At 38.6% G+C, this 19890-nt stretch carries 21 protein-coding genes, 1 pseudogene and 1 riboswitch; of the genes and pseudogenes, 11 read left to right on the top strand and 11 right to left on the bottom strand.

Going from position 1 to position 19890, the window contains the following annotated elements; all coding sequences use genetic code 11:
- Positions 1–91: 91 nt before the first annotated feature.
- From RI196_RS16035 to pdxR, 4 genes are all read right to left on the bottom strand, one after another.
- Positions 92–259 (bottom strand): type II toxin-antitoxin system antitoxin, encoded by a 168-nt coding sequence (locus RI196_RS16035; RefSeq protein WP_065095528.1) that lies wholly within the window; start codon positions 257–259, stop codon positions 92–94.
- Positions 260–274: 15 nt separating this feature from the next.
- The gene (locus RI196_RS16030; RefSeq protein ID WP_063386783.1) at positions 275–1117 is read right to left on the bottom strand and encodes an SPFH domain-containing protein; all 843 of its coding nucleotides are present in this window, start codon (positions 1115–1117) and stop codon (positions 275–277) included.
- A 249-nt stretch (positions 1118–1366) separates the two neighbouring features.
- Positions 1367–1615 (bottom strand): hypothetical protein, encoded by a 249-nt coding sequence (locus tag RI196_RS16025; RefSeq protein ID WP_063386782.1) that lies wholly within the window; start codon positions 1613–1615, stop codon positions 1367–1369.
- Between the two features lie 84 nt (positions 1616–1699).
- Positions 1700–3139 (bottom strand): MocR-like pyridoxine biosynthesis transcription factor PdxR, encoded by a 1440-nt coding sequence (gene pdxR, locus RI196_RS16020; protein ID WP_063386781.1) that lies wholly within the window; start codon positions 3137–3139, stop codon positions 1700–1702.
- Between the two features lie 859 nt (positions 3140–3998).
- On the opposite strand from pdxR, the gene RI196_RS16015 reads away from it, so the two are divergent.
- Both RI196_RS16015 and menC read left to right on the top strand, forming a co-directional pair.
- Positions 3999–4955 carry a carbon-nitrogen hydrolase family protein gene (locus tag RI196_RS16015; protein ID WP_066247730.1) on the top strand — a complete coding sequence of 319 codons (957 nt, stop codon included), beginning with the start codon at positions 3999–4001 and terminating at the stop codon, positions 4953–4955.
- Positions 4956–5218: 263 nt separating this feature from the next.
- Complete coding sequence (menC, locus tag RI196_RS16010; protein WP_066247766.1) at positions 5219–6328, top strand: o-succinylbenzoate synthase; 1110 nt, start codon at positions 5219–5221, stop codon at positions 6326–6328.
- A 41-nt stretch (positions 6329–6369) separates the two neighbouring features.
- Here the strand turns inward: menC and thiT are convergent, their stop codons facing one another.
- Positions 6370–6930, bottom strand: coding sequence for an energy-coupled thiamine transporter ThiT (thiT, locus tag RI196_RS16005; RefSeq protein WP_066247732.1), 561 nt, complete (start codon positions 6928–6930; stop codon positions 6370–6372).
- A 69-nt stretch (positions 6931–6999) separates the two neighbouring features.
- Positions 7000–7103, bottom strand: a riboswitch (TPP riboswitch).
- A gap of 172 nt (positions 7104–7275) precedes the next feature.
- On the opposite strand from thiT, the gene RI196_RS16000 reads away from it, so the two are divergent.
- The 3 genes from RI196_RS16000 (at position 7276) to RI196_RS15990 (ending at position 9553) form a co-directional block, all read left to right on the top strand.
- Positions 7276–8511, top strand: a complete 1236-nt coding sequence (locus tag RI196_RS16000) for a DUF418 domain-containing protein (protein ID WP_311066518.1) — start codon at positions 7276–7278, stop codon at positions 8509–8511.
- A 103-nt stretch (positions 8512–8614) separates the two neighbouring features.
- On the top strand, positions 8615–9160 hold the full coding sequence (locus RI196_RS15995; protein ID WP_311066517.1) for a DUF2179 domain-containing protein: 546 nt from the start codon (positions 8615–8617) through the stop codon (positions 9158–9160).
- 21 nt (positions 9161–9181) lie between these two features.
- Positions 9182–9553, top strand: coding sequence for a DnaJ family domain-containing protein (locus RI196_RS15990; protein WP_311066516.1), 372 nt, complete (start codon positions 9182–9184; stop codon positions 9551–9553).
- 41 nt (positions 9554–9594) lie between these two features.
- Here RI196_RS15990 and RI196_RS15985 read toward each other — a convergent pair whose 3' ends face one another.
- Positions 9595–9777 carry a hypothetical protein gene (locus RI196_RS15985; protein WP_063386775.1) on the bottom strand — a complete coding sequence of 61 codons (183 nt, stop codon included), beginning with the start codon at positions 9775–9777 and terminating at the stop codon, positions 9595–9597.
- Between the two features lie 509 nt (positions 9778–10286).
- A complete protein-coding gene (locus tag RI196_RS15980; protein ID WP_063386774.1) occupies positions 10287–10517 on the bottom strand; it encodes a DUF1128 domain-containing protein in 231 nt (76 codons plus the stop codon).
- Positions 10518–10667: 150 nt separating this feature from the next.
- On the opposite strand from RI196_RS15980, the gene RI196_RS15975 reads away from it, so the two are divergent.
- From RI196_RS15975 to RI196_RS15965, 3 genes are read left to right on the top strand one after another with little or no spacing between them, the layout of a single operon-like run.
- Complete coding sequence (locus RI196_RS15975) at positions 10668–11141, top strand: low molecular weight protein-tyrosine-phosphatase (protein ID WP_130156865.1); 474 nt, start codon at positions 10668–10670, stop codon at positions 11139–11141.
- A 16-nt stretch (positions 11142–11157) separates the two neighbouring features.
- Complete coding sequence (locus tag RI196_RS15970; protein WP_311066515.1) at positions 11158–11481, top strand: YtxH domain-containing protein; 324 nt, start codon at positions 11158–11160, stop codon at positions 11479–11481.
- A 29-nt stretch (positions 11482–11510) separates the two neighbouring features.
- Positions 11511–12338, top strand: a complete 828-nt coding sequence (locus RI196_RS15965; protein ID WP_063386771.1) for a YihY/virulence factor BrkB family protein — start codon at positions 11511–11513, stop codon at positions 12336–12338.
- Positions 12339–12762: 424 nt separating this feature from the next.
- Here RI196_RS15965 and RI196_RS15960 read toward each other — a convergent pair whose 3' ends face one another.
- Positions 12763–12912, bottom strand: a complete 150-nt coding sequence (locus RI196_RS15960; protein ID WP_375338764.1) for a BH0509 family protein — start codon at positions 12910–12912, stop codon at positions 12763–12765.
- A gap of 182 nt (positions 12913–13094) precedes the next feature.
- Between RI196_RS15960 and RI196_RS15955 the strand changes: the two genes are divergently transcribed.
- Entirely contained in the window at positions 13095–13481 is a 387-nt protein-coding gene (locus RI196_RS15955) for an OsmC family protein (RefSeq protein WP_063386769.1), read from the top strand.
- A 90-nt stretch (positions 13482–13571) separates the two neighbouring features.
- A complete protein-coding gene (locus RI196_RS15950; RefSeq protein ID WP_063386768.1) occupies positions 13572–14162 on the top strand; it encodes a nitroreductase family protein in 591 nt (196 codons plus the stop codon).
- Positions 14163–14336: 174 nt separating this feature from the next.
- Here the strand turns inward: RI196_RS15950 and RI196_RS15945 are convergent, their stop codons facing one another.
- Both RI196_RS15945 and RI196_RS15940 read right to left on the bottom strand, forming a co-directional pair.
- On the bottom strand, positions 14337–16712 hold the full coding sequence (locus RI196_RS15945) for a YhgE/Pip family protein (RefSeq protein WP_311066514.1): 2376 nt from the start codon (positions 16710–16712) through the stop codon (positions 14337–14339).
- 77 nt (positions 16713–16789) lie between these two features.
- The gene (locus RI196_RS15940; RefSeq protein WP_066247743.1) at positions 16790–17362 is read right to left on the bottom strand and encodes a TetR/AcrR family transcriptional regulator; all 573 of its coding nucleotides are present in this window, start codon (positions 17360–17362) and stop codon (positions 16790–16792) included.
- 334 nt (positions 17363–17696) lie between these two features.
- Here RI196_RS15940 and RI196_RS15935 point away from each other — a divergent pair.
- Positions 17697–19042 (top strand): annotated as a pseudogene (locus tag RI196_RS15935) (IS4 family transposase).
- Positions 19043–19368: 326 nt separating this feature from the next.
- Here the strand turns inward: RI196_RS15935 and RI196_RS15930 are convergent.
- Positions 19369–19782 (bottom strand): hypothetical protein, encoded by a 414-nt coding sequence (locus RI196_RS15930; protein ID WP_311066513.1) that lies wholly within the window; start codon positions 19780–19782, stop codon positions 19369–19371.
- Positions 19783–19890 lie beyond the last annotated feature (108 nt).

Here is a 19890-nt window from a genome sequence, read left to right as displayed (position 1 = left end):
GTATTTTGTTTAAGACAAGGGTGTCTAGGGCGCCAAGATCTGAAGGAAGTCAGCAGCCAATTTTTGACTTGCGGAAAAGATGATCGATGTTTTATTCTTTCTCCTTTTTTTTCTTTAACCTTCCTTCGCGTCGAGCAGCGTCCCGCAATAAAAATTCAATATGGGAATTGACGCTGCGGAATTCCTCTTGCGCCCAACGTTCAATAACGGCATACAATTCAGGATCGATTCTTAAAGGGAAATTTTTCTTTTTTGCCATGATGCGACACAACCATTAATATAGACTTCCGGTATTTATGACCGGCTGGGTGCCGCGATCGGAGATGATCGCAACCATTAAATTATTCACCATGTTAACCTTTCTTTCTTCATCAAGCTCAATCGTTCCGTTGCTAGCCAGCTGCTCGACAGCCATTTGGGCCATGCTGACGGCTCCTTCGACAATCTTTTTTCTCGCAGATAAAACGGCGGCTGCCTGCTGGCGCTGAAGCATGGCGCTGGCAATTTCAGTCGAGTAAGCTAAATGAGTCAGTCTAGCTTCTATTACTTCAACTCCAGCGACGTTCAACCGTTCTTGCAATTCATCTGCCAGCTCTTTTGAAACAACATCGGCGTTGCCTCTTAATGTAATATTGTGGTCATCAAACGTATCGTAAGGATATTTCGTTGCTACATGACGAATGGCAGCCTCGCTTTGGATTTCCACGAATTCTTCATAATCATCCACATCAAAAGTTGCTTTTGCGGAATCGATTACTTTGAAGACGATGACCGAAGCAATTTCAATCGGATTCCCTTCCACATCGTTTACTTTTAGCTTTTTGCTGTTAAAATTTCGAACGCGAAGGGACACCTTTTGTCTAATAGTTAATGGAACCGTTAAAGCAAGGCCACTTTTCCGAATGCTTCCTAAATAACGTCCGAAGAAAATGACAACGTTTGCTTGATTCGGCTGTACAATGGTAAGGCCGCTTCCAAGCAGTGCGGCAAGAACAACCAATACAATTGCAGGAACAATAAACTCCTGGATAAATGTAAAAGCTGCTCCGAGCAAAAGTGCAACGATTAATACAATTCCAATAAACCCGTCAATAAACCATGCCTTTTTTTCTTTCAACTTTCATTGCCCCTCTCATATTATTTTTATATTAAAATGATATCACTTTTTGAAATAAATGTAAATTATTATTGTCAAAAAATTTTGGCGAAAAACGTTTTTGGAGCTATGAAAATTCAATGAAAGCCAAAATAAAAAACCTCAACTAACAACCATGCTAAACGTCATTTCGTTAGCAAGGGCTAGTCGAGGATTTCGGTTTAAATATATTTAGTTCATTATTGTTTGCATAGGTTCGTTTCTTTAGCATTAAAACAGAAAAATAAGACATACAATGAGGATGACAATAAACAATAAGGTATAAATCCATGTCAACGAGCGAACATTGCGAAAGGAGCTTGTTTCATATTCCCTTGACCTTGCGAGTTCATCATGGGGACTGTTCCCGATCGCTTTATATGTTTCTATTTTGTTTCCTACTTCTTTTCCGATAAACGCAGTTAAAATGAGTGCAAGTACACAAATAATAATGCCTACGGTCAATAACATACTATACATAAAACCATCTCCCTGTCTCTTTACATTGTGGTAGAGAATTGATTCGTTAATGTCCTTGCTTGATAATCACCTGAAAATAGAAATTTATTTATGCTGAATATTATAAAATGCATCAGCAAATCTTTTTATTCCTTCATTTATATTTTCTTCATTTTCTCTTGCGAAGGTAAAACGGACATATTTTGTACTTGATCCAAGCGTTGAGCCCGGAACATAAATAACCCCGCGCTTGATCGACTCTTCTAGCAGCTGGATCTCATTAAAGTCTTTCTTTATTTTGCACCATAAATGAATGCCTCCTTGTGGGATATAAAAATCAACATCGTCTTTTAAGTAGAATCGAAGGCTTTTGACAATTTGATCCCTTCTGTTTTCGAGCCGTTTGACTAAGCAGTTGATATGGGCATCGAAGTCGTCAGATTCCAGAAAATCATTGGCAATCCATTGAGTAAAGCTGGCATGACCGAAATCCACTTGCTGTTTGGCATCAGACAATCTTTCAATCACAGGCTTTGGTCCAATAACCCAACCAATTCGCAAACCAGAAGCAACAATTTTTGACAATGAGCTGATATATAAGACATTTCCATGCTCATCCATTGATTTTAGCGGGTAGGTCTCTTCCCCATTAAAGGACGTTAAACTGTAAGGATCGTCTTCAACAATCGGTATTCCATACTCAGACGATATTTCCAATATTTTTTCCCGCCGGTTTTTATGAAGGAAAGCGCCTGATGGATTTTGGAAAGCAGGATTTAAAAAGATCATCCTGATTCGATGTTTTTTATGCAATAGAAGCAAATCATCCGGGTTTATACCGTCTTTGTCAACTGGTAAATAGAAAGGTCTAATTCCGGTTGATTTAAAGACCGGGAGACTGTAATAATACGAAGGCTCTTCTAATGCTATCGCGTCACCCGGCTTTAATAAGCATTGGACGATTAAATATAAAGCTTGCTGCGCTCCTGATGTGATGAGAATGGAAGACGGATTTGTCTCAATTCTCCGATATCGTTTCACATGCTTTGTGATAGTTTTTCTTAATATCTCATTCCCTTGAGGATGATCATATCCTAGGCTTCCGATAAATGACCTTGTCGAAATGATTTCTCGCAAGGAGTCGATTGGAAAAAGATCTTCCGACAATTCACCGCTAGCTAAATTGATTAGTTTATGCTCTTCCATCTCTTTGCGTATTCTCTGGGTCACAGGTAAATTCGGCAAGAACGATCCTGCCTCAATATACCGATTCCAGCTTGGTACACGCTTCTTTGTCATGCCCCATATATCTTTGCTGATTGTTGTTCCGCTTCCTCTCTTTCTCTCGATAAGTCCGTTTGATTCTAATTCGTCATATGCAGCCACAACTGTGCTTCTGTTTATTTGCAGCTTATTGGCCAAAAACCGTTCAGAAGGCAGCGGTTTATCAGGGGGAAATGTGCCATCCGCAATTCCATTTTCAATATATTCGGCCAGCTGTTTATATATAGGCTTTTTTGCATTTCGATCCGGTTTCCAGTCCATATGCTTCACCCTTTAGATTTGCTTGGCACTTCCTGCTATATGGCAAGTTAACCAGGTTCTTTGTTATTTATCTATAGAATGTTCCTATTGAACATAATCGAAAATGTTGTTATATCCATCAAAATTTGAACCTGTTCAAACATTAATTATAACGCTAGATGAAAGAATAATGCCCATCCAATTCAGTAACATTTTACCCATCCACTTTTATTTTAACTTGGAGTTTTTAGCACATGATTTGAACGCTGCTGAAAAATCATTATCTTTTGTAACATGGACGCAATGCTTAAAGCTGTCCTGCCCGATTTTTTCTTTACTTGAAGTTGAAAACCCTTAAAATAGATGTGCGATTTTCGGCAAATTTATTTCACTTTATGGTTCGTCTTGGATAAATGGCTGTTGCAGTATTGAAATTGGATGATTGACAAAATCTTTGATTGGATGGTCCAAAAATTTTTGAACATTTTTATTATGAATAATATACTCCAATTCAAACCGTTTCTCATATTTTACGCTTAATGCTTCTATAGAATTAAGTGTTGATAGTTAGTTCGACACTCAGCCACAGCTGTATTGTACAAAGGAGCATGCTAAGAAATTACCATTAAATTACTTCAGATGAGATATCACATGAAAAGCTCTCATGGAAAAACATAATCCAATTATTTTGAACTCTAATACATGGGCCGGCCCTTCTATGCTAAAAAAGAGGATTATTCAAAGTGTTTTCCTTCCTGTGCAGATTTTTTTATGGAAGATGAATAGGGGGGCAACTTCCGAAGGTTATTGACTTTGAAGGTTCATGAGCTTCGGCATTTAAGATGGCTTTAGATTTTTCAATTTGGTGGAGGGGAAGAATATGTCGAACAGAGCACAAAAGGTTAAAGTTGCTGTTATACAAGCCTCATCTGTTATTATGGACCGAGACGCCACGACAAAAAAGGCGGTTAGCCTCATACATCAAGCTGCTGAAAAAGGAGCAAAGATTGTTGTATTTCCTGAAGCTTTTATTCCCGCTTATCCTAGAGGCTTATCTTTCGGTACAACGATTGGGAGCCGTTCGGCTGAAGGGAGGAAGGATTGGTATAGATACTGGAGCAATTCTGTAGCTGTTCCGGACGAAACGACGGAACAACTGGGCGAAGCGGCTCGAAAAGCAGGTGTCTACCTTGTGATAGGCGTTACAGAAAGGGATAATGAATTTAGCGGCGGGACACTTTACTGTTCTGTTTTATTTTTCGATTCTGACGGACAGTTGTTAGGAAAACACCGCAAATTAAAACCGACTGCAGCAGAACGGATTGTTTGGGGGGAAGGGGATGGAAGCACATTACCAGTGTTTGACACCCCTTATGGAAGAATAGGGGCGCTAATCTGCTGGGAAAATTATATGCCGTTAGCAAGGGCTGCGATGTATGCACAAGGAATTCAAATTTATATTGCCCCAACGGCTGATGCAAGGGAAACTTGGCAGTCAACAATCCGCCACATTGCTTTGGAGGGGAGATGCTTTGTTTTGTCTGCCAATCAATATGTGACAAAAGATATGTATCCGAAAGATTTGGCTTGTTATGATGAACTTGCTTCTTCACCTGAAATAATGAGCAGAGGTGGTAGCGCGATTGTTGGACCGTTGGGCGAATATGTGGCAGAGCCCGTATTTGGCAAGGAAGACATCATCATTGCAGAACTGGATATGAAACAAATCGCCTATAGCCAGTTTGATTTTGATCCTGTTGGGCATTATGCAAGACCTGATGTTTTTAAATTGCTAGTCAACAAAGAGAAGAAGGCAACTATTGAGTGGAAAAATTAATCTCATGATGAGACTCGTTTCTACGATTATCTCATTATTTATTTGAGATTTTACAGTTCAATAAACAATAAGGGAAATAAAGAAATCCCTTGCTCCTTTACATTAAGAAAGCGTTTATTTTATAATTAGTGTAAAACAAACGTTCGAGTGGATTCGCTATTTTAAGAAATATTTTCCGGGAAATATCGAGCCCTCTGGCGAATGGGAATGATTTTGTCGAACTTAGCTGAGAGCTTGTTTAAAAAAGGAGATGCTCTTAATTGATAAAAATTAAGAAAATTGTTTTGCATATATTACAGATGCGTTTGAAAGCCCCATTTTCTACTAGCTATGGAGACATTCACGATCGCGAATTGTTGATCGTAGAAGTAAAGGATGATGATGGTGCAGCCGGTTTTGGAGAAGGGGTTGCTTTTTCCACTCCATGGTATACAGAAGAAACCGTGAAAACAACTGTGCACATGATCGAAGATTTCCTCATTCCGATTTTATCAAAGACGTCGTTTCATCATCCTCGTGAGTTGGCTGAATCGTTTCGTTTTATTCGCAGAAATTATATGGCAAAAGCGGCTTTGGAAGGTGCCGTGTGGGATCTATATGCAAAACAGCAAAATATACCTCTTTCACAAGCTCTCGGGGGAATGAAAAAAGAAGTTGAAGCTGGGGTGAGCATCGGTATTCAGCCGACAATAAAAGATTTAATCAGTCTTATTGAACAATATCAGGAGGAAGGATACAAGAGAGTAAAAATAAAGATTAAACCCGGTTGGGATATTGAAGTAGTTAAGGAAATACGGAAGCATTTTCCGAACTTGGATTTAATGGCTGATGCGAACAGTGCCTATACATTAAAAGATATAAATCATCTAAAACAATTGGATGAGTTTCAATTAATGATGATTGAGCAGCCTCTTGCGCACGATGATATTGTGGATCATAGCAAACTTCAAAAAGAATTGGACACACCGATCTGTTTAGATGAAAGTATTTGTTCCTTCGAAGATGCTCGAAAGGCTGTTGAACTTCGAAGCTGCAAAATTATGAATATAAAAATCGGCCGTGTTGGCGGTTTGACAGAAGCAAAAAAAATCCATGATTTTTGCAAAGAGCAAAATGTTCCAGTTTGGTGCGGAGGGATGCTTGAATCAGGGATTGGACGGGCCCATAATATAGCCTTAGCGACACTTGAACAATTCACACTGCCAGGAGATATATCCAGTTCATCTAAGTATTGGGAAGAAGATATTATTGAACCGGAAATATCGGTTTATAATGGAAAAATTGCCTTGCCTGATAACCCGGGGATCGGTTTTCATGTAAGCCGTGAAAAATTAAAAAAATACACTGTTGAAACGAAAGTATTTACCCTATAAACAAAATCATCCTCTGCATGTTTTGCAGAGGACTATTTTATTTATTTTACAACCAATCTTGGCGCCGCCATAATGAGAATAACAGTAACGACAGCGCATAATACAAAGGCTCCTATCATCGTAATGCCGTTTACGATCAAAGAATAAACGACCGCTGACATTCCTTCTGGTGCATATTCTCCGAAGAAAAAGACACCGCTGATAAAATGCCAAAAATAACGTGCAAAAGCTCCGATGAAGACGCCAAAGATGATGAAAACAAGAGCAGAGCTTTTCTTTCCATCTTTCAGCTTATTTTGGATAGTTTTGCTGAAAAGACCGGCTAAACCGATAAAGGAAAAAGCTAGAAAATAGTCGATGAAGCCTTGAACAGGCGTCAGGATGTATGCATCACCTAATACAATTTGCAATAATCCCCATAAAAAGCCGGAAATGAAGCCAATCTTTGCACCGGATCGAAACGATAATATGAGTACAGGCACCATGGCAATGGATATAGAAATGGCTGATGATAATTGAATGGAAGGGAGAAGATCAAGTATAACTGCCAATGCTGCAAAGATTGCTGCTTCTATTAATAGTAATAAGCGATTTTTTTCCAAAAATAAAACCCCCTGTATATTATTTGCTATCAACAAATATCCATAAGGGGGAAAAAGGCTGTATCATGGATCAGTATACTTCCACATCCCTACGCTAGCATTAACTAACAGGTTCAAAGGGTCTGGACGAAATATCCGTCCACTCTCAGCATATAGCTCCCCTTGTGGATCTGTTGATATTCGAATCTTATGTCTATCATAATAGACTATAAGAAAATTGTCATTCTTTTTTCGCTATATTCAAATAAATTTAAACACGATAAAGCTGAAATGCAGCCTTTGGACAAAAAGTAATGAAAAAAGGGCGTTAACAATAAGAACTTTTTTCAGAATGGGGGTTTTGGTTTGAATCTTAATCGTGAGCGTTATGAAGTAGTGGATGTGGTGCGGGGGGCTGCGATATTTGGCATTTTACTTGTGAATATGGCGCATTTCAGCTATCCAGATGTATATTTATACCAAATAGGCAGCGAAAATTTTTTTACTGAAACATGGAGAACATGGGATTTTCTAACGAAAAATATTTTGGAAATATTTGTACAAATGAAGTTTATTACAATGTTCTCATTATTGTTCGGATTTGGAATCATCATCATGGAGGAACGGGCTTTAGGAAACGGCAGGAACTTTGTTTCTATATATATACGCAGACTGGTGGTGCTTTTTGTATTTGGACTAATTCATTCATTTTTCATCTGGGATGGAGACATTTTAATGGATTATGCTGTGCTGGGGTTTCTTCTCCTTTTTTTCCGGAAGTGTTCCTGGAAAACCCTTTTGGTATGGACTGTATGTTTATTTAGTTTATATTTGCTCCTTATTGGTTTGATGACGGCTGTATCCAATGGTGAGGATGCTTTTGTCCAAAAAAGAGAGCAGGCTGCCTTACTGGAAGAGGAGGCAAGAAACGCAATCCATTCATATCAAAACGGAAGTTTTACTGATATTTTCCATCAGCGTATTCATGATCGGCTTTTTTACATGTCTATGTCTGGCATGTGGCCTTTTCAACCGCTTGTCTATATAATAAACATGCTCCCATATATCAGCATGTTTTTAGTTGGCATGATATTTGCGAAACAAAAGCTTTTTCAAGAACCGGAGAAGCATCGAAGGTTATTAACAGCCATCTGGTTTTTCGGGCTTATCATTGGGCTTCCGTTAAATATTTTTGCGGTCACCGCTAAAAATAGTTTTTACATGGTGTTCGGTGCACCATTTCTCATGTTGTTTTATGTGATCTCTCTCATATTTTTATATTTTCACCCAATCTGCCGGCAAATTGTTAAGAAGATTGCGCCTGTTGGACGCATGTCATTGACAAATTACATCATGCAATCTGTTATTTGTACATATATTTTTTATCATTACGGATTGGGATTGTACGGTAAAGTATACCCCTTCGCCGGTTTTTGGCTTGCACTCGCAATTTTTGCCGTGCAGCTTATCATCAGCCATATTTGGTTTAAATATTTTCAATTAGGGCCGTTGGAGTGGGTATGGAGAACAGCGATGTATTTCAAGCGCCAGCCTATTCGCATGAAAAAGGAAGTTTCGAAGCATAATAACAGATCAAGATGAATTGTAAAAATGTAGTTTCAAATCTCAGATTTTGAGTTTATGATAGCTCTTTCTTTTTGAAAATAATTTATAGAATGATGGAACAAAGGAGTGTCTAGGCAACATGTTTCTACAAGCAATTTTTATTTTTTTGCTGCAATTATTGTATGTACCAGTATTGACGATCCGAACTATTTTGTTAGTGAAAAATCAAACAAAGGCTGCTGCTGGTATAGGTTTGCTAGAAGCAGCGATTTATATTGTCGCTTTAGGAATAGTTTTTCAAGATTTATCTAATATTTACAATATTAGTGCATATATTGTCGGTTTTGGTGCAGGGCTGTTGTTGGGCGGTGAACTGGAGAAAAAGCTGGCTTTTGGATATGTAACATACAATGTGAATTTAATGGATAAAAATTCCGAATTAGTAAAAAAATTGAGGGAGGCTGGTTTTGGGGTTACGGTCTTTCAAGGAGAAGGAATGAATTCGATCAGGTATCGTTTGGAAGTTGTTGCTCAACGCTCTCGGGAGGAAGAATTTTTAAACCTTGTCAATGAAATAGAACCAAAAGCGTTTTTAAGCTCGTATGAAATTCGTTCTTTTAAAGGCGGATATTTAACAAAAGCGATGAAAAAGCGGGTAAAGCGTTTAGAAAAAGGACGAACATAACGGTCGAAGGGAGGGTGAAGCGTGGATATATTTGCAAAAATTGCTGAGGATCGGATCAAAAAGGCATATGAAGAGGGAGAGTTTAAAGAACTTCCCGGGATGGGGAAGCCTCTCCCGCATGACGATTTGTCTGATATTCCGGAAGAACTCCGAATGGCTTATCGTCTTTTGAGAAACGCCGGAATGGTCGATCAAGAAAATGACTTGAAAAAGGAACTATTAACTATTCAAGATTTACTAAAATGCTGTGAAGATGAAGCAGAAAGGAAAAAATTACAACAAAAGCTGTCGGAAAAACAATTAGCATTGGAACGAATCGTGAAGAAAAGGAATATATTCAACACATCTGCATCTCAATTTTATAAAGATAAAGTTTATAAAAAGCTTATTTGACGTTTTCGAAAAAGAATGGTGCCTTTATTTTCGCCATTCTTTTAAATTTGCTGTTTTTTCAAGGCTTCTCTATGGAAGACATAATATAAAGCAAGATTGAAAAAGCCTAAGAAAATGACTATCACCGAAAGCGGAAGCTCCTTTGCAAAACCGACCAAAATTCCAGACAATAAACAGAAGAGAGCAACGAATAAATAAAAATATTTCATAAGTGTCACGACCATTTTTTTGACCCCCAAACAAAGAAAACGTTTTCTTTTATTATAAATCATTTGTCACAAAAACGAAACAAAAAATTCACATTTTGTTCAAAAAATAGACACCGTTTTGACAAAAAGTTATTATACAAAAAGCAGCTTATACTGAATTTATAAAGCTGCTTTAAAGTAAAAACGATTTCTTCTGAAATCTGGCATCTAAACAACAAGGAGGTCTATCTTTATTTTTCTCCTGCAAAAGAAAAAAGAGAATGATGAAAATGGAGCGCGTACACGATTCGCCTGCTTTAGAATCCAAGCTAAACCTCTGATGGATGGCAGATTGGGCGGTTCCTAATGTGACTCGAACATCGTTTTGAGAAGCGTATAGAACCACATATAACAAATCAACTGAAGCAAGCTGATGAGGACAGCAGCTGCGAGTTTTCACAACACTTCAACATCGCTAAGTTAAACACTAATTGCCGTCATTTGCACAAGCCCATTCGCAACGAGCAGCAGAAAGCTCAATTCACTTAAAGAGTGCTCTTTCGTAGGTTCCCCAATTCCTCTGCAATTGCTTGCATTTCGCTGGGGCTGAAAGTATTTTTTTTCATTACATGGTCATAAATTTCTTTTAGGTCTTCATACATATTTACATTAAAATGTGTTGGTTGAACTGCACTGATGTTGATCATATTCAATTTTTCTGTAATTTTTTTAATCATGTATTCCATATTTTCTGCTGATTTTTCACATAAATTCAATTGATTTCATCCTCTCGTTTTTTTATTTGTTTCATTGTATCATGTATTATGAAAGATTGAATATTATGATCAAAAAAATTGATCTTTCCAAACTATTCTTTGCAGCTTATGAAAAAACGATTGAAGCAATGGTTTCAGGAGGTTTCAGCAATGATAAAAGTACTTTTTGTTTGTTTAGGAAATATATGCCGTTCGCCAATGGCTGAGGCGGTTTTTCGTGATTTAGTTAAACGGGAAGGTCTGGAAGATAAAATTTTTGTCGATTCAGCGGGAACGGGAGGCTGGCATGTAGGAAGCCCGCCGCATAGAGGGACTCGAGAAATATTAGACCGTTACCAAATTTCTTATGAAGGTTTAAAAGCACGTCAAATTCATAAGAATGATTTATCAGATTTTGATTATATTATTGCCATGGATGGAGAAAACTTAGGAAATTTGCGCCGGATGGCAGGATATAACAATACGGGTGAAATCAGTCGTTTAATGGATTTCGTACCAGATGCTGATATTTTGGACGTCCCTGATCCGTATTATACTGGGAACTTTGAAGAGGTTTATGACATGGTTGTCAAAGGCTGCAAAGGGCTGCTCCAGAAGATCAAAGAAGAACACCATCTTTCGTAGAAGAGGTGAAAGTCAAATGAAATCGCAAAATAAATTGTTAAAAGGGCTGTTCATCGGAGCGATCGCAGGCGCAGCGCTTTCTTTATTGGATAAAAAAACAAGGGACAATGTAATCAGCAAAAGCAGATCAGCTTTTAGCAAAATCAAGCAGTGCGCAGAAAATCCGATGGAGATTGCTGATAAAACAAAGGAAAAAATGAACTCTGTCAAAAGAACAATCGAGCAAACAATCGAAGATATTGAATTTGTTTCTGAAAAAGTGAAAGAATTAAAAGAAACGACACCGAAAGTAATGGAAATAATGAAAGAAGCAAAAGAGAAATGGAAGGAGCGCCTTTGACAGAAACTAGTTTGAAATGAGGTGCCAAGATGGATGACCACATCAACCTTCTTCAAATCGCTAAAGAGCTTTTTAAACGGTTTAAAGAAGATGAAATATCAAGTTTAGCTGCGGAGTTAGCCTACTTCTTTCTTTTGTCTCTTTTTCCATTCCTTATTTTTTTAATGAATCTCCTTGCATATTTGCCCCTCTCTTCAGATGTTGTTCTTGATTTTGTCGCACAATATGCACCGGGAAATACAATGAAATTGATCGAAAACAATGTGAGGCATATTATTGAAACTCAAAATGTGACCCTTTTGTCGTTCGGAGTCATTGGAACAATTTGGTCTGCCTCAAATGGGATTAATGCGATTGTCAGAGCTTTTAATAAAGCATATCAAGTGGAAGAAAACCGTCATTTCCTTGTAGCTCGCTTGATGTCTATTTTGTTGACTTTTGCCATGATTTTAGTCATTTTAGTTGCACTGCTGCTTCCGGTGTTTGGCAGAGAGATAGGCTTGTTTATATTTCGGGCGTTCGGATTTACAGAAGTGTTTTTAACGATATGGAATACGATAAGATGGTTATTAAGTGCTGTTATTTTGTGCATCGTTTTTACAGGACTGTATTTTATTGCGCCAAATAAACGGATGAAAATTTCTGAAGCATATCCAGGCGCTTTATTTGCTACCGTTGGCTGGATTGTTGTTTCTCTTCTTTTTTCTTACTATGTCGGAAATTTTGGGAATTTCAGCGTGACATATGGAAGCCTCGGCGGGGTGATCATTCTTCTAATTTGGTTTTATCTTTCCGCGGTTATTATTATATTAGGCGGGGAGATCAATGCAATTTTATCAAAAAATTCCAATAATTAATAAAGGCCGCCATTTATTTCGAAGACTTTTTTTCATTTCACATGGTCATATTAAAAATGAGGCTGAAAAAATTGACGTAAACAGGAGGACATACGAGTGGCAAAGCAATCAAAAAAAGGCGGTCAACACAACAAGCAAAACTCAAAATCCAAGCCGAAGCATAAAACAAGCGGAAGTGCGAACGGCCAAAACGGCTACCATTAAAAGAGATATTATCAAGCGCATTCCTCGGGCTGTCGACTTTTTCGACAGCCCGGGTTTTTGTATTCAGCAAGAATTTAGCTATGTTTGCCATGAGTTCAGAGCTTTAATTTTATATTAAATAAAGTTCGGCAATAGGTGAGTGTCTGCGTGTTGAAGCTTCTTTTTTTTGCGGGAATGTTCGCATCGGACCTCCGGCGGCGGAAGGCTTCTTTTGCGTTTTCTACTCAGCCATTTCTAAATATCGATCATAAATAGAAGCATAAATGTGTTCAATGTCCGCATCCGTCATGTACATAAGCGTTTCCCGATCAATATTTCCTATTTTTTCAATAAAATCAATCATATTTTTTCTTTCCTGCCGTTTCATCATTTTTCCCCTCTCCTCTATAATGTTATGATACAGTTTTTTTTATTTTGAAACTATTATATAACAGATGGAGTAGATGTTCAACTTATTTTTTAATTTTTTTCCCGCAATTTGTATTAATTGCAAATAAAAAAATTAATCAATTACAATAAAATTGTAGATATTAATGGAGGAGATGATACAGCATGGAATTTCAAATGAAGGAAATTGGATATAAAACAACTTTTGAATACGGAGAACTGCATGTGGCAGGTGATGTTACATACGGATTCCGTCCATTTCAATTGATGGTTTCCGCCATTGCTGGCTGCAGCGGAAGTGTTTTCAGAAAAATTTTAGATAAAAAAAGAATCGTTTATGACGATATTACGATTCAAGCTGAAGTTGAACGGAACGAAGAAAAAGCGAACAGAATTGAAAAAATTCATCTTCATTTCATCATTTCAAGTTCCAGCGAGGATTTGGACCGTGAGCAAATTCAAAAATGCTTGGAGCTGGCGCACAAAAATTGTCCAATGGTTCAATCAGTAGAAGGCAGCATCAACATTACGGAAACATTTGAACTAAAATAAAAGCTTTTATGAGCAAAAAAATTGTTTTTAGAAAAAAATGTAATACAATAAATGTGTATAATTCCGATCTGATTTCTAGGAGGTAATGTGATGACACAAACGAAGCTTGCCCGCCAGGCCGAATATGAAATTGATTCTATTTATTTAAAACGCTGGTCTCCGCGTTCGTTTTTAACTAAAGAGGTCCCGGAGGATGTGTTACTAAGCCTTTTTGAAGCAGCACGCTGGGCGCCTTCTGCTTTCAATTTCCAGCCATGGCGTTTTATTATCGCTCGCACAGAGGAAGACCGCAAAAGATTTATGTCATTCATTGGCGAGTTTAATCAAATTTGGTGCAAAAACGTCCCGGTTTTTGCCTTGATTATTTCTAAAAAGACTAGCGAGCGGGGGGAAATCGGCTCCCACGCCTTTGATGCAGGTGCAGCTTGGGGCTATTTATCATTAGAAGCAACAAGAAAAGGCTTGATTACGCATCCGATGACAGGCATAGACTTTGAAAAAGCACGTCAAGTTTTAAACATCCCTGAAGAGTATGCAATCAATGCGCTCATTGCAATTGGCTATCAAGGGGAAAAAGAAGCTCTGCCGGAAAGCCTGCAGGAAAGAGAGGCACCAACCCCTCGTCGTCCTATAAAAGAATCCATTTTTGAAGGCCTTTTTGGCGAATCGCTGAATGAATAAAAGTTTCAACAAAAAAATAGAAGCAGATGATAGAGATCTGCTTCTATTTCATTTTTATGAAGAGGAATTGTGGCATTGCCGATTTACCACATTTAGTTCTGAAAAATTTCCTTTCAGTTATTACGCTAGAGTCGAAGGTGTAAAAGTTCGTCCGGCAAATTCAAAAACAAAAAGTTATACGGCCTCGCTAAAACGGCGTTTATGTTGGATTGTAAAGTAGGTGATCGTTGCGAGAACAAACACGATCATAAAAGTGAGCAAAATAAATGCATTTTGCCACATAAACGCATAATCGCCGCTCGAAATGACTGAACGGAAGCCGGCTACGGAATATGTCATTGGCAGCCAGTTGTGGAGCGGCTGCAACGCTGTTGGGATTAACTCTAACGGGAAGGTACCGGCGCTTGTAGTTAATTGTAAGATTAAGATAATGATTGCTAAAAATCTTCCCGGATCACTTAACGTTGTGACAAGCAGCTGAATTAACGTCATGAACGTTAAGCTTGTGATGATCGTAAATACGATAAATCTCGCAATACTTTGCACTTCAATGCCTACTCCTGCTAGTAAAATTGTATCGGCTATCAACGATTGCATGACGCTGATCATAACGAGAACACCAAACTTGCTAAAAAACCAACTCATTCCCGTTTTAGGTGTAGTTGCTGGTTCACGAAGAGGGTACACAATTGTTACGAGCAAGGCGCCGACAAACAATCCCAGCGATAAGAAGTACGGAGCAATCCCCGTTCCATAGTTAGGAACTTCGTTTAATTTTTCGTTTTTAATTTTAATAGGTTTTGCAAACATATCGTATATTTCTTTGTCCGCTTTGACGTTGCTGGCATCTTTGGCTCCATCGTGCAATTTTTCTGCCAATTCATTAGAACCTTTATCCAGCGTCGTCATTCCTTCCGTCAATTGACCAGACCCGTTAGAAAGCTGCTCGATTCCGTGTGAAAAGTTTCCTAACCCATTTGTGAGTTTTTCCATTCCGTTTGCTAATTCGCCGGAACCAGCAGCAAGCTGATTAGTGCCATCTTGCAGTTGATCAGAACCGGAAGCGAGATCATGCAAGCCGGCTGATAATTGTCCGCTTCCTTCCATCAGCTGGGTTATTCCGCTTTTCGCTTCATTCATTTTTTCACCGAATGTCGATAATCCTTGGGAGAGCTCCTTCTGTCCGCCAGCTAATGATTCGGCACCTGCGGCGAGCTGCTCCTGCCCTGCTACTAGTCGTTTGAGACCGTCGCTTAAAGCGACTGTTCCGCTATGCAATTGCGCTGATCCAGAAGAAAGCTGATCAGCTCCATCTTTCAATGCTGCAGCATTTTCGGAAAGCTGGCTGATACCGCTTGTTACTTGTTTGCTTCCATCCGCCAGCTGCCCTACACTTGCACGCAGTTCTTTGAGTGCCGTTTTTTGCTGCGGATCAGACGTTTGAGCGATCATAGCATCAAGCCGGGCTGTCAGCTGTTCCAGTCCGGCACTCACCTGTGCCGCTCCCGTTTTCGTTTGTTCTGCTCCCTTAGCCCATTGTCCGAGTGATGACGACAGATTGCTGGCTCCGCTTCGTACTTGCTCGGCTCCGTTTGCGAGCTGAGGAGCTTTTTCATTTATTTGTTTCATTCCATGAAGTGATTGCTTTAATCCATCCGCCAGCTGCTGAGAACCATTTCTTGCCTTTTCTGCACCATCGAGCAATTTCTCTTGACCTGCAATCAATTGGTCAAGACCGGAATTAAAACGGTTCATTCCGCTGTTCAGACGCTCGGCTCCGGAACTAGCGGATTGCAGTCCATTTTTAAATATCAATGATTTTTCAGCCATCGTTTTTAAATGTCCATATATTTCTTGAACTCCTTGTTCCGCAGAGAGCGCGCCGTTGTACAGCTCTTGTGAACCATCTTTGGCCGAATCAACCCCGTCCTTCAGCTTTATTGCTCCTTGTTTTGCTGAATCAATGCCATCATGCAGTTTCTTTGCTCCTTCGCTTGCCGATTCGAGCCCTTCTGCCAGCTTCTTAATATTTTGGAACATTGTTTCGGCATATGTTTCCGTTAATGTATCACCAACTTCTTCTTTCAGTTTTTCAATGGTTTTATCCCCGATTTGTGCTGCGAAAAAGTTCATGCTCTCATTCGGCATATAAATGAGCTCCATTTTTTGAGGGTGTTCGTCCTTTATCGTAGTTGCATGCTTTGAAAAGTTTTCTGGAATTTTGATAACTAGATAATATTTCCGGTTTTTTAATCCGTTTTCCGCTTCTTTCTCGTCAACAAATTCCCAAGAAAGCTGCTTTTTCTTTTTTAGATTTTCCACTAGATCGTCGCCGATCTTTAACTTTTCCCCATTCAATGTTGCCCCTTTGTCTTGATTGACTACAGCGACCGGCAATCTCTCTAAGTGGCCATACGGATCTCCAAATCCCCATATAAACATTCCGCTATACATAATGGGAATAAATAAAATAGCGATAACAGGAATCAAAATTTTCCGATTCGCTACAATCATTTTTAGCTCATGTAAAAATAATGAGATTCCACGCAACGGTTATCTCCTTCCTTTTTTGTACTTTTGACCATTTTGCTCATTTAGTCATTTTATGATAAAAGAAGAAGGACTATCTATTTCGACAATCCTTTTAAAAAATACAGCTCAAATAATTCAGCGATTTTCTCCTTTGGCAGCGGCTCATGTTCCTTTTCCCAATCAAAGTTTAGGGCGATATACATTTTTAACATTAAAAAGGCGGTGATTTCGGAATCACAGTTGCGAATTTCTCCTTTTTTTATGGCGTTGTCAATTTTTTCGCGGATAAAGGCGATAATCGCCCGATCCAATCTTTTCATCACTTCTTGAACGGCCGGAGTCCCGATATCCCGAATTTCTTGGAGAAGCTTAATTGTTAGTGGATGTTGCTTTCGAAACTCTGCAATGCGATATAAAGCGCGATGGGCGTTTTCAAGAAATGGACGATCGGGGTCCATTGCATGCTCTGCCGTTTCTTTTATTTCTACAATAACTGAGGAAATAATTTCGTCTAACAAATCCTCTTTGCTTTTAAAAAACGTATAAATTGTTCCTTTGCCTACATTCGCGAGTTTCGCCACTTGTTCTATCGTCGTTGCCTTATACCCGAATAAGGAAAAAGATTTTGTCGCCGCATCAATAATATTTTGTTTTCGATCGATAGCCATGCTCCTCATCCTCTTGATTGACTAAATGGACATTTTGGTCATTTCGTTAAAATTATCATACTATATTGCCTGATTAAAATAAAGGGGTTTTTTTACAAAATGATCGACAGGCTTTACACATGCGGCTGTCCTCATTTTTAAAAAGGGAAGAAGGTCCAAGCACGATAACGTTGTGAAATGTTTGCAAAAACCACCACATTATAGTATACCGTCAATCATCCGAAGCTGTACTTGATGAAAGGTTTCTACTTCATACATAAGATTGGGGAACGAGAATTTTTTTCTTGCTGTTGTATTTTTTAGATTTGAGTATTTTGCACATTGTGTCCTCTATATGATAGAGCAGAAGGAACAAAATAATCAATTACCAAATAAACTAAAATCCGTTTTCAACGAATTGGAAATCTTGAAACATCTTCGAAAGGCAAACCATCCAAAAAAATCTCTGATTCACCTGTTCTTATTTGTTTCAACTGGTGTTTTGCCTCATTTTCCAACAGAAGAACTGGTTCCGGCTTTTGGACTCTAAAAAAGCGGATCAGCTGCCAGTCAAGGATGCGGTCTACCGTTTCCTCAACCATGGCGCCGTTCTACTTTCCTTTAGTTCCTCGGTCATTGCCAAGGTTAGTAGCCTAACAGATAAATACCGGGTAAAAGTATTCATTATTGATGATTCGATGTTTGAACGGAATCGCAGTAAGAAAGTGGAACTGCTTGCACGTTGTATGGATCACTCGTCGCTCCGGAAGCGATTCTATAAAGGCTTTCGTATGCTTACTTTAGGCTGGTCTGACGGCTACTCCGTTATGCCGATTGACTTTTCTTTATTGAGCTCCAAAAAGGCTCAAATCAATGGGATTTCAGAAAAAATAGATAAGCGTACATCAGGGGATAAATGCTGTGTTGAGGCATTACAGACAGCACCAGAACAAATCCCTGCTATGCTTGAGCGTGCCTTGACCGCAGGGTTGGAGCCCGTTACGTCTTGATGGATACATGGTTTACTCAACAACCTCTCATTCAAGCAATCGTGGAACAGGGACTTGATGTGATCGGCATGGTGAAAGCGACCAATCAACACTATCTCGTAGGGGACTGAGCCGTCTCTTTAAAAGAACTCTATCGATTGTCTAATCCGGTTCAAGGAAAGAAAGGAATCCTTCGTTCCATTCACACGGTGATGGCAAATTGAATACCAGTTAAAGTGGTCTTCATTCAAAACCGAAACAAGAAAAACGAATGGGTGGCCATTCTTAGCACCGATTGTACCCTGACAGAACAAGAAATCGTGCGCATCTATGGAATACGCTGGGACATCGAAGTATTTTTCAAGACGACTAAGTCACTGTTGCGCCTTCAGGAAGAATTCCAAGGCCGTTCTTTCGACTTGCTTATCAGCCATACCAACATTGTGTTTACTCGTTACATCGTTCTCTCGTGGCAAAATCAATGTAACACGGATGATCGGACCATTGGCGGTCTCTTTTATGAACTATGCGATGAAATCAATGAACTGGATTGGGCTGTAGCTTTACAGCAGTTGATCGAGCTTCTTCAAGATACCCTAAAAAAGATAAATAAAATGACAAAAAAATCATTGAAAGTCAACTACAGCAATGGATTGCAGGCCTTCCTAGTTATATCAAGGCTTATTTGCCAATTTCTATCTGCGAAAGTTGAGTTAGTAATTAAAATAAAATCAAAAATAAAGGAGAAAATGGATATGACTATTACTAGCAATTATCTTCATTCCCCTGCACTTAAAACAGTACAGGGGAATGTTGTAAAGATTTTATACAGCGAAAATGTGTATCAATCTATTTTCCCAGTAGCCTATATATCAGCACAATACCAATTAATAACACGGGTATTTGAACCGATAACTTAATTAAGCTATTTGTGAATATATACTCACCTATTAAAACGACTAATCCTGCAAAAATTGCAGATATAATAGCTTTTTTCATAATTTTCAACCCTTTTTATTGAGGTAAGACAATAGGAGGTTATTTATTACCATAAGTATATTTAACATAAATCGGGACACCTGTTATATACTCAGATATTATGGCTCCTACAACAGCTCCTCCAACTGCGCCAGCTATTCCAAATATACTACCTAGATATGCTGCACCACCAGAAATTCCACCTTTTACTATGGCTCGAACATCAGTCTTAGTCAACCACAGTTCGATTCCCCACCAATGAAATTTAATTGCTCTTTTTCCTTCAGAAGCTTTAGCGTAACTAATAGTTTTAGCTGAAACGTCTTTAGGCATTACAACAACAATATTTCTTACTACCGCTGTATTAGCTCCACTGATGGTCTCTAAATTATTATTAGCTTGAGATACTAAATTGTTAACAATCTCAAAATCTCTTTCAGAAAGAATCTCCTTTAACTTTTTCTCATCTTTCAATACAAATTTATTTTCTTCGACAACAACATATTGATCAGCTGTTTGAATTAGATTTTCTGATAACGATACATTATATCCTTGAGAATAGACGTTTAATGTTCTTGTTTT

It is taken from the genome of Aeribacillus composti (genome assembly GCF_031760945.1).
Taxonomy (GTDB): domain Bacteria; phylum Bacillota; class Bacilli; order Bacillales; family Aeribacillaceae; genus Aeribacillus; species Aeribacillus composti.
Note: the sequence above shows the minus strand (reverse complement) of the source record. Positions and strands in the feature narration are given on the sequence as shown.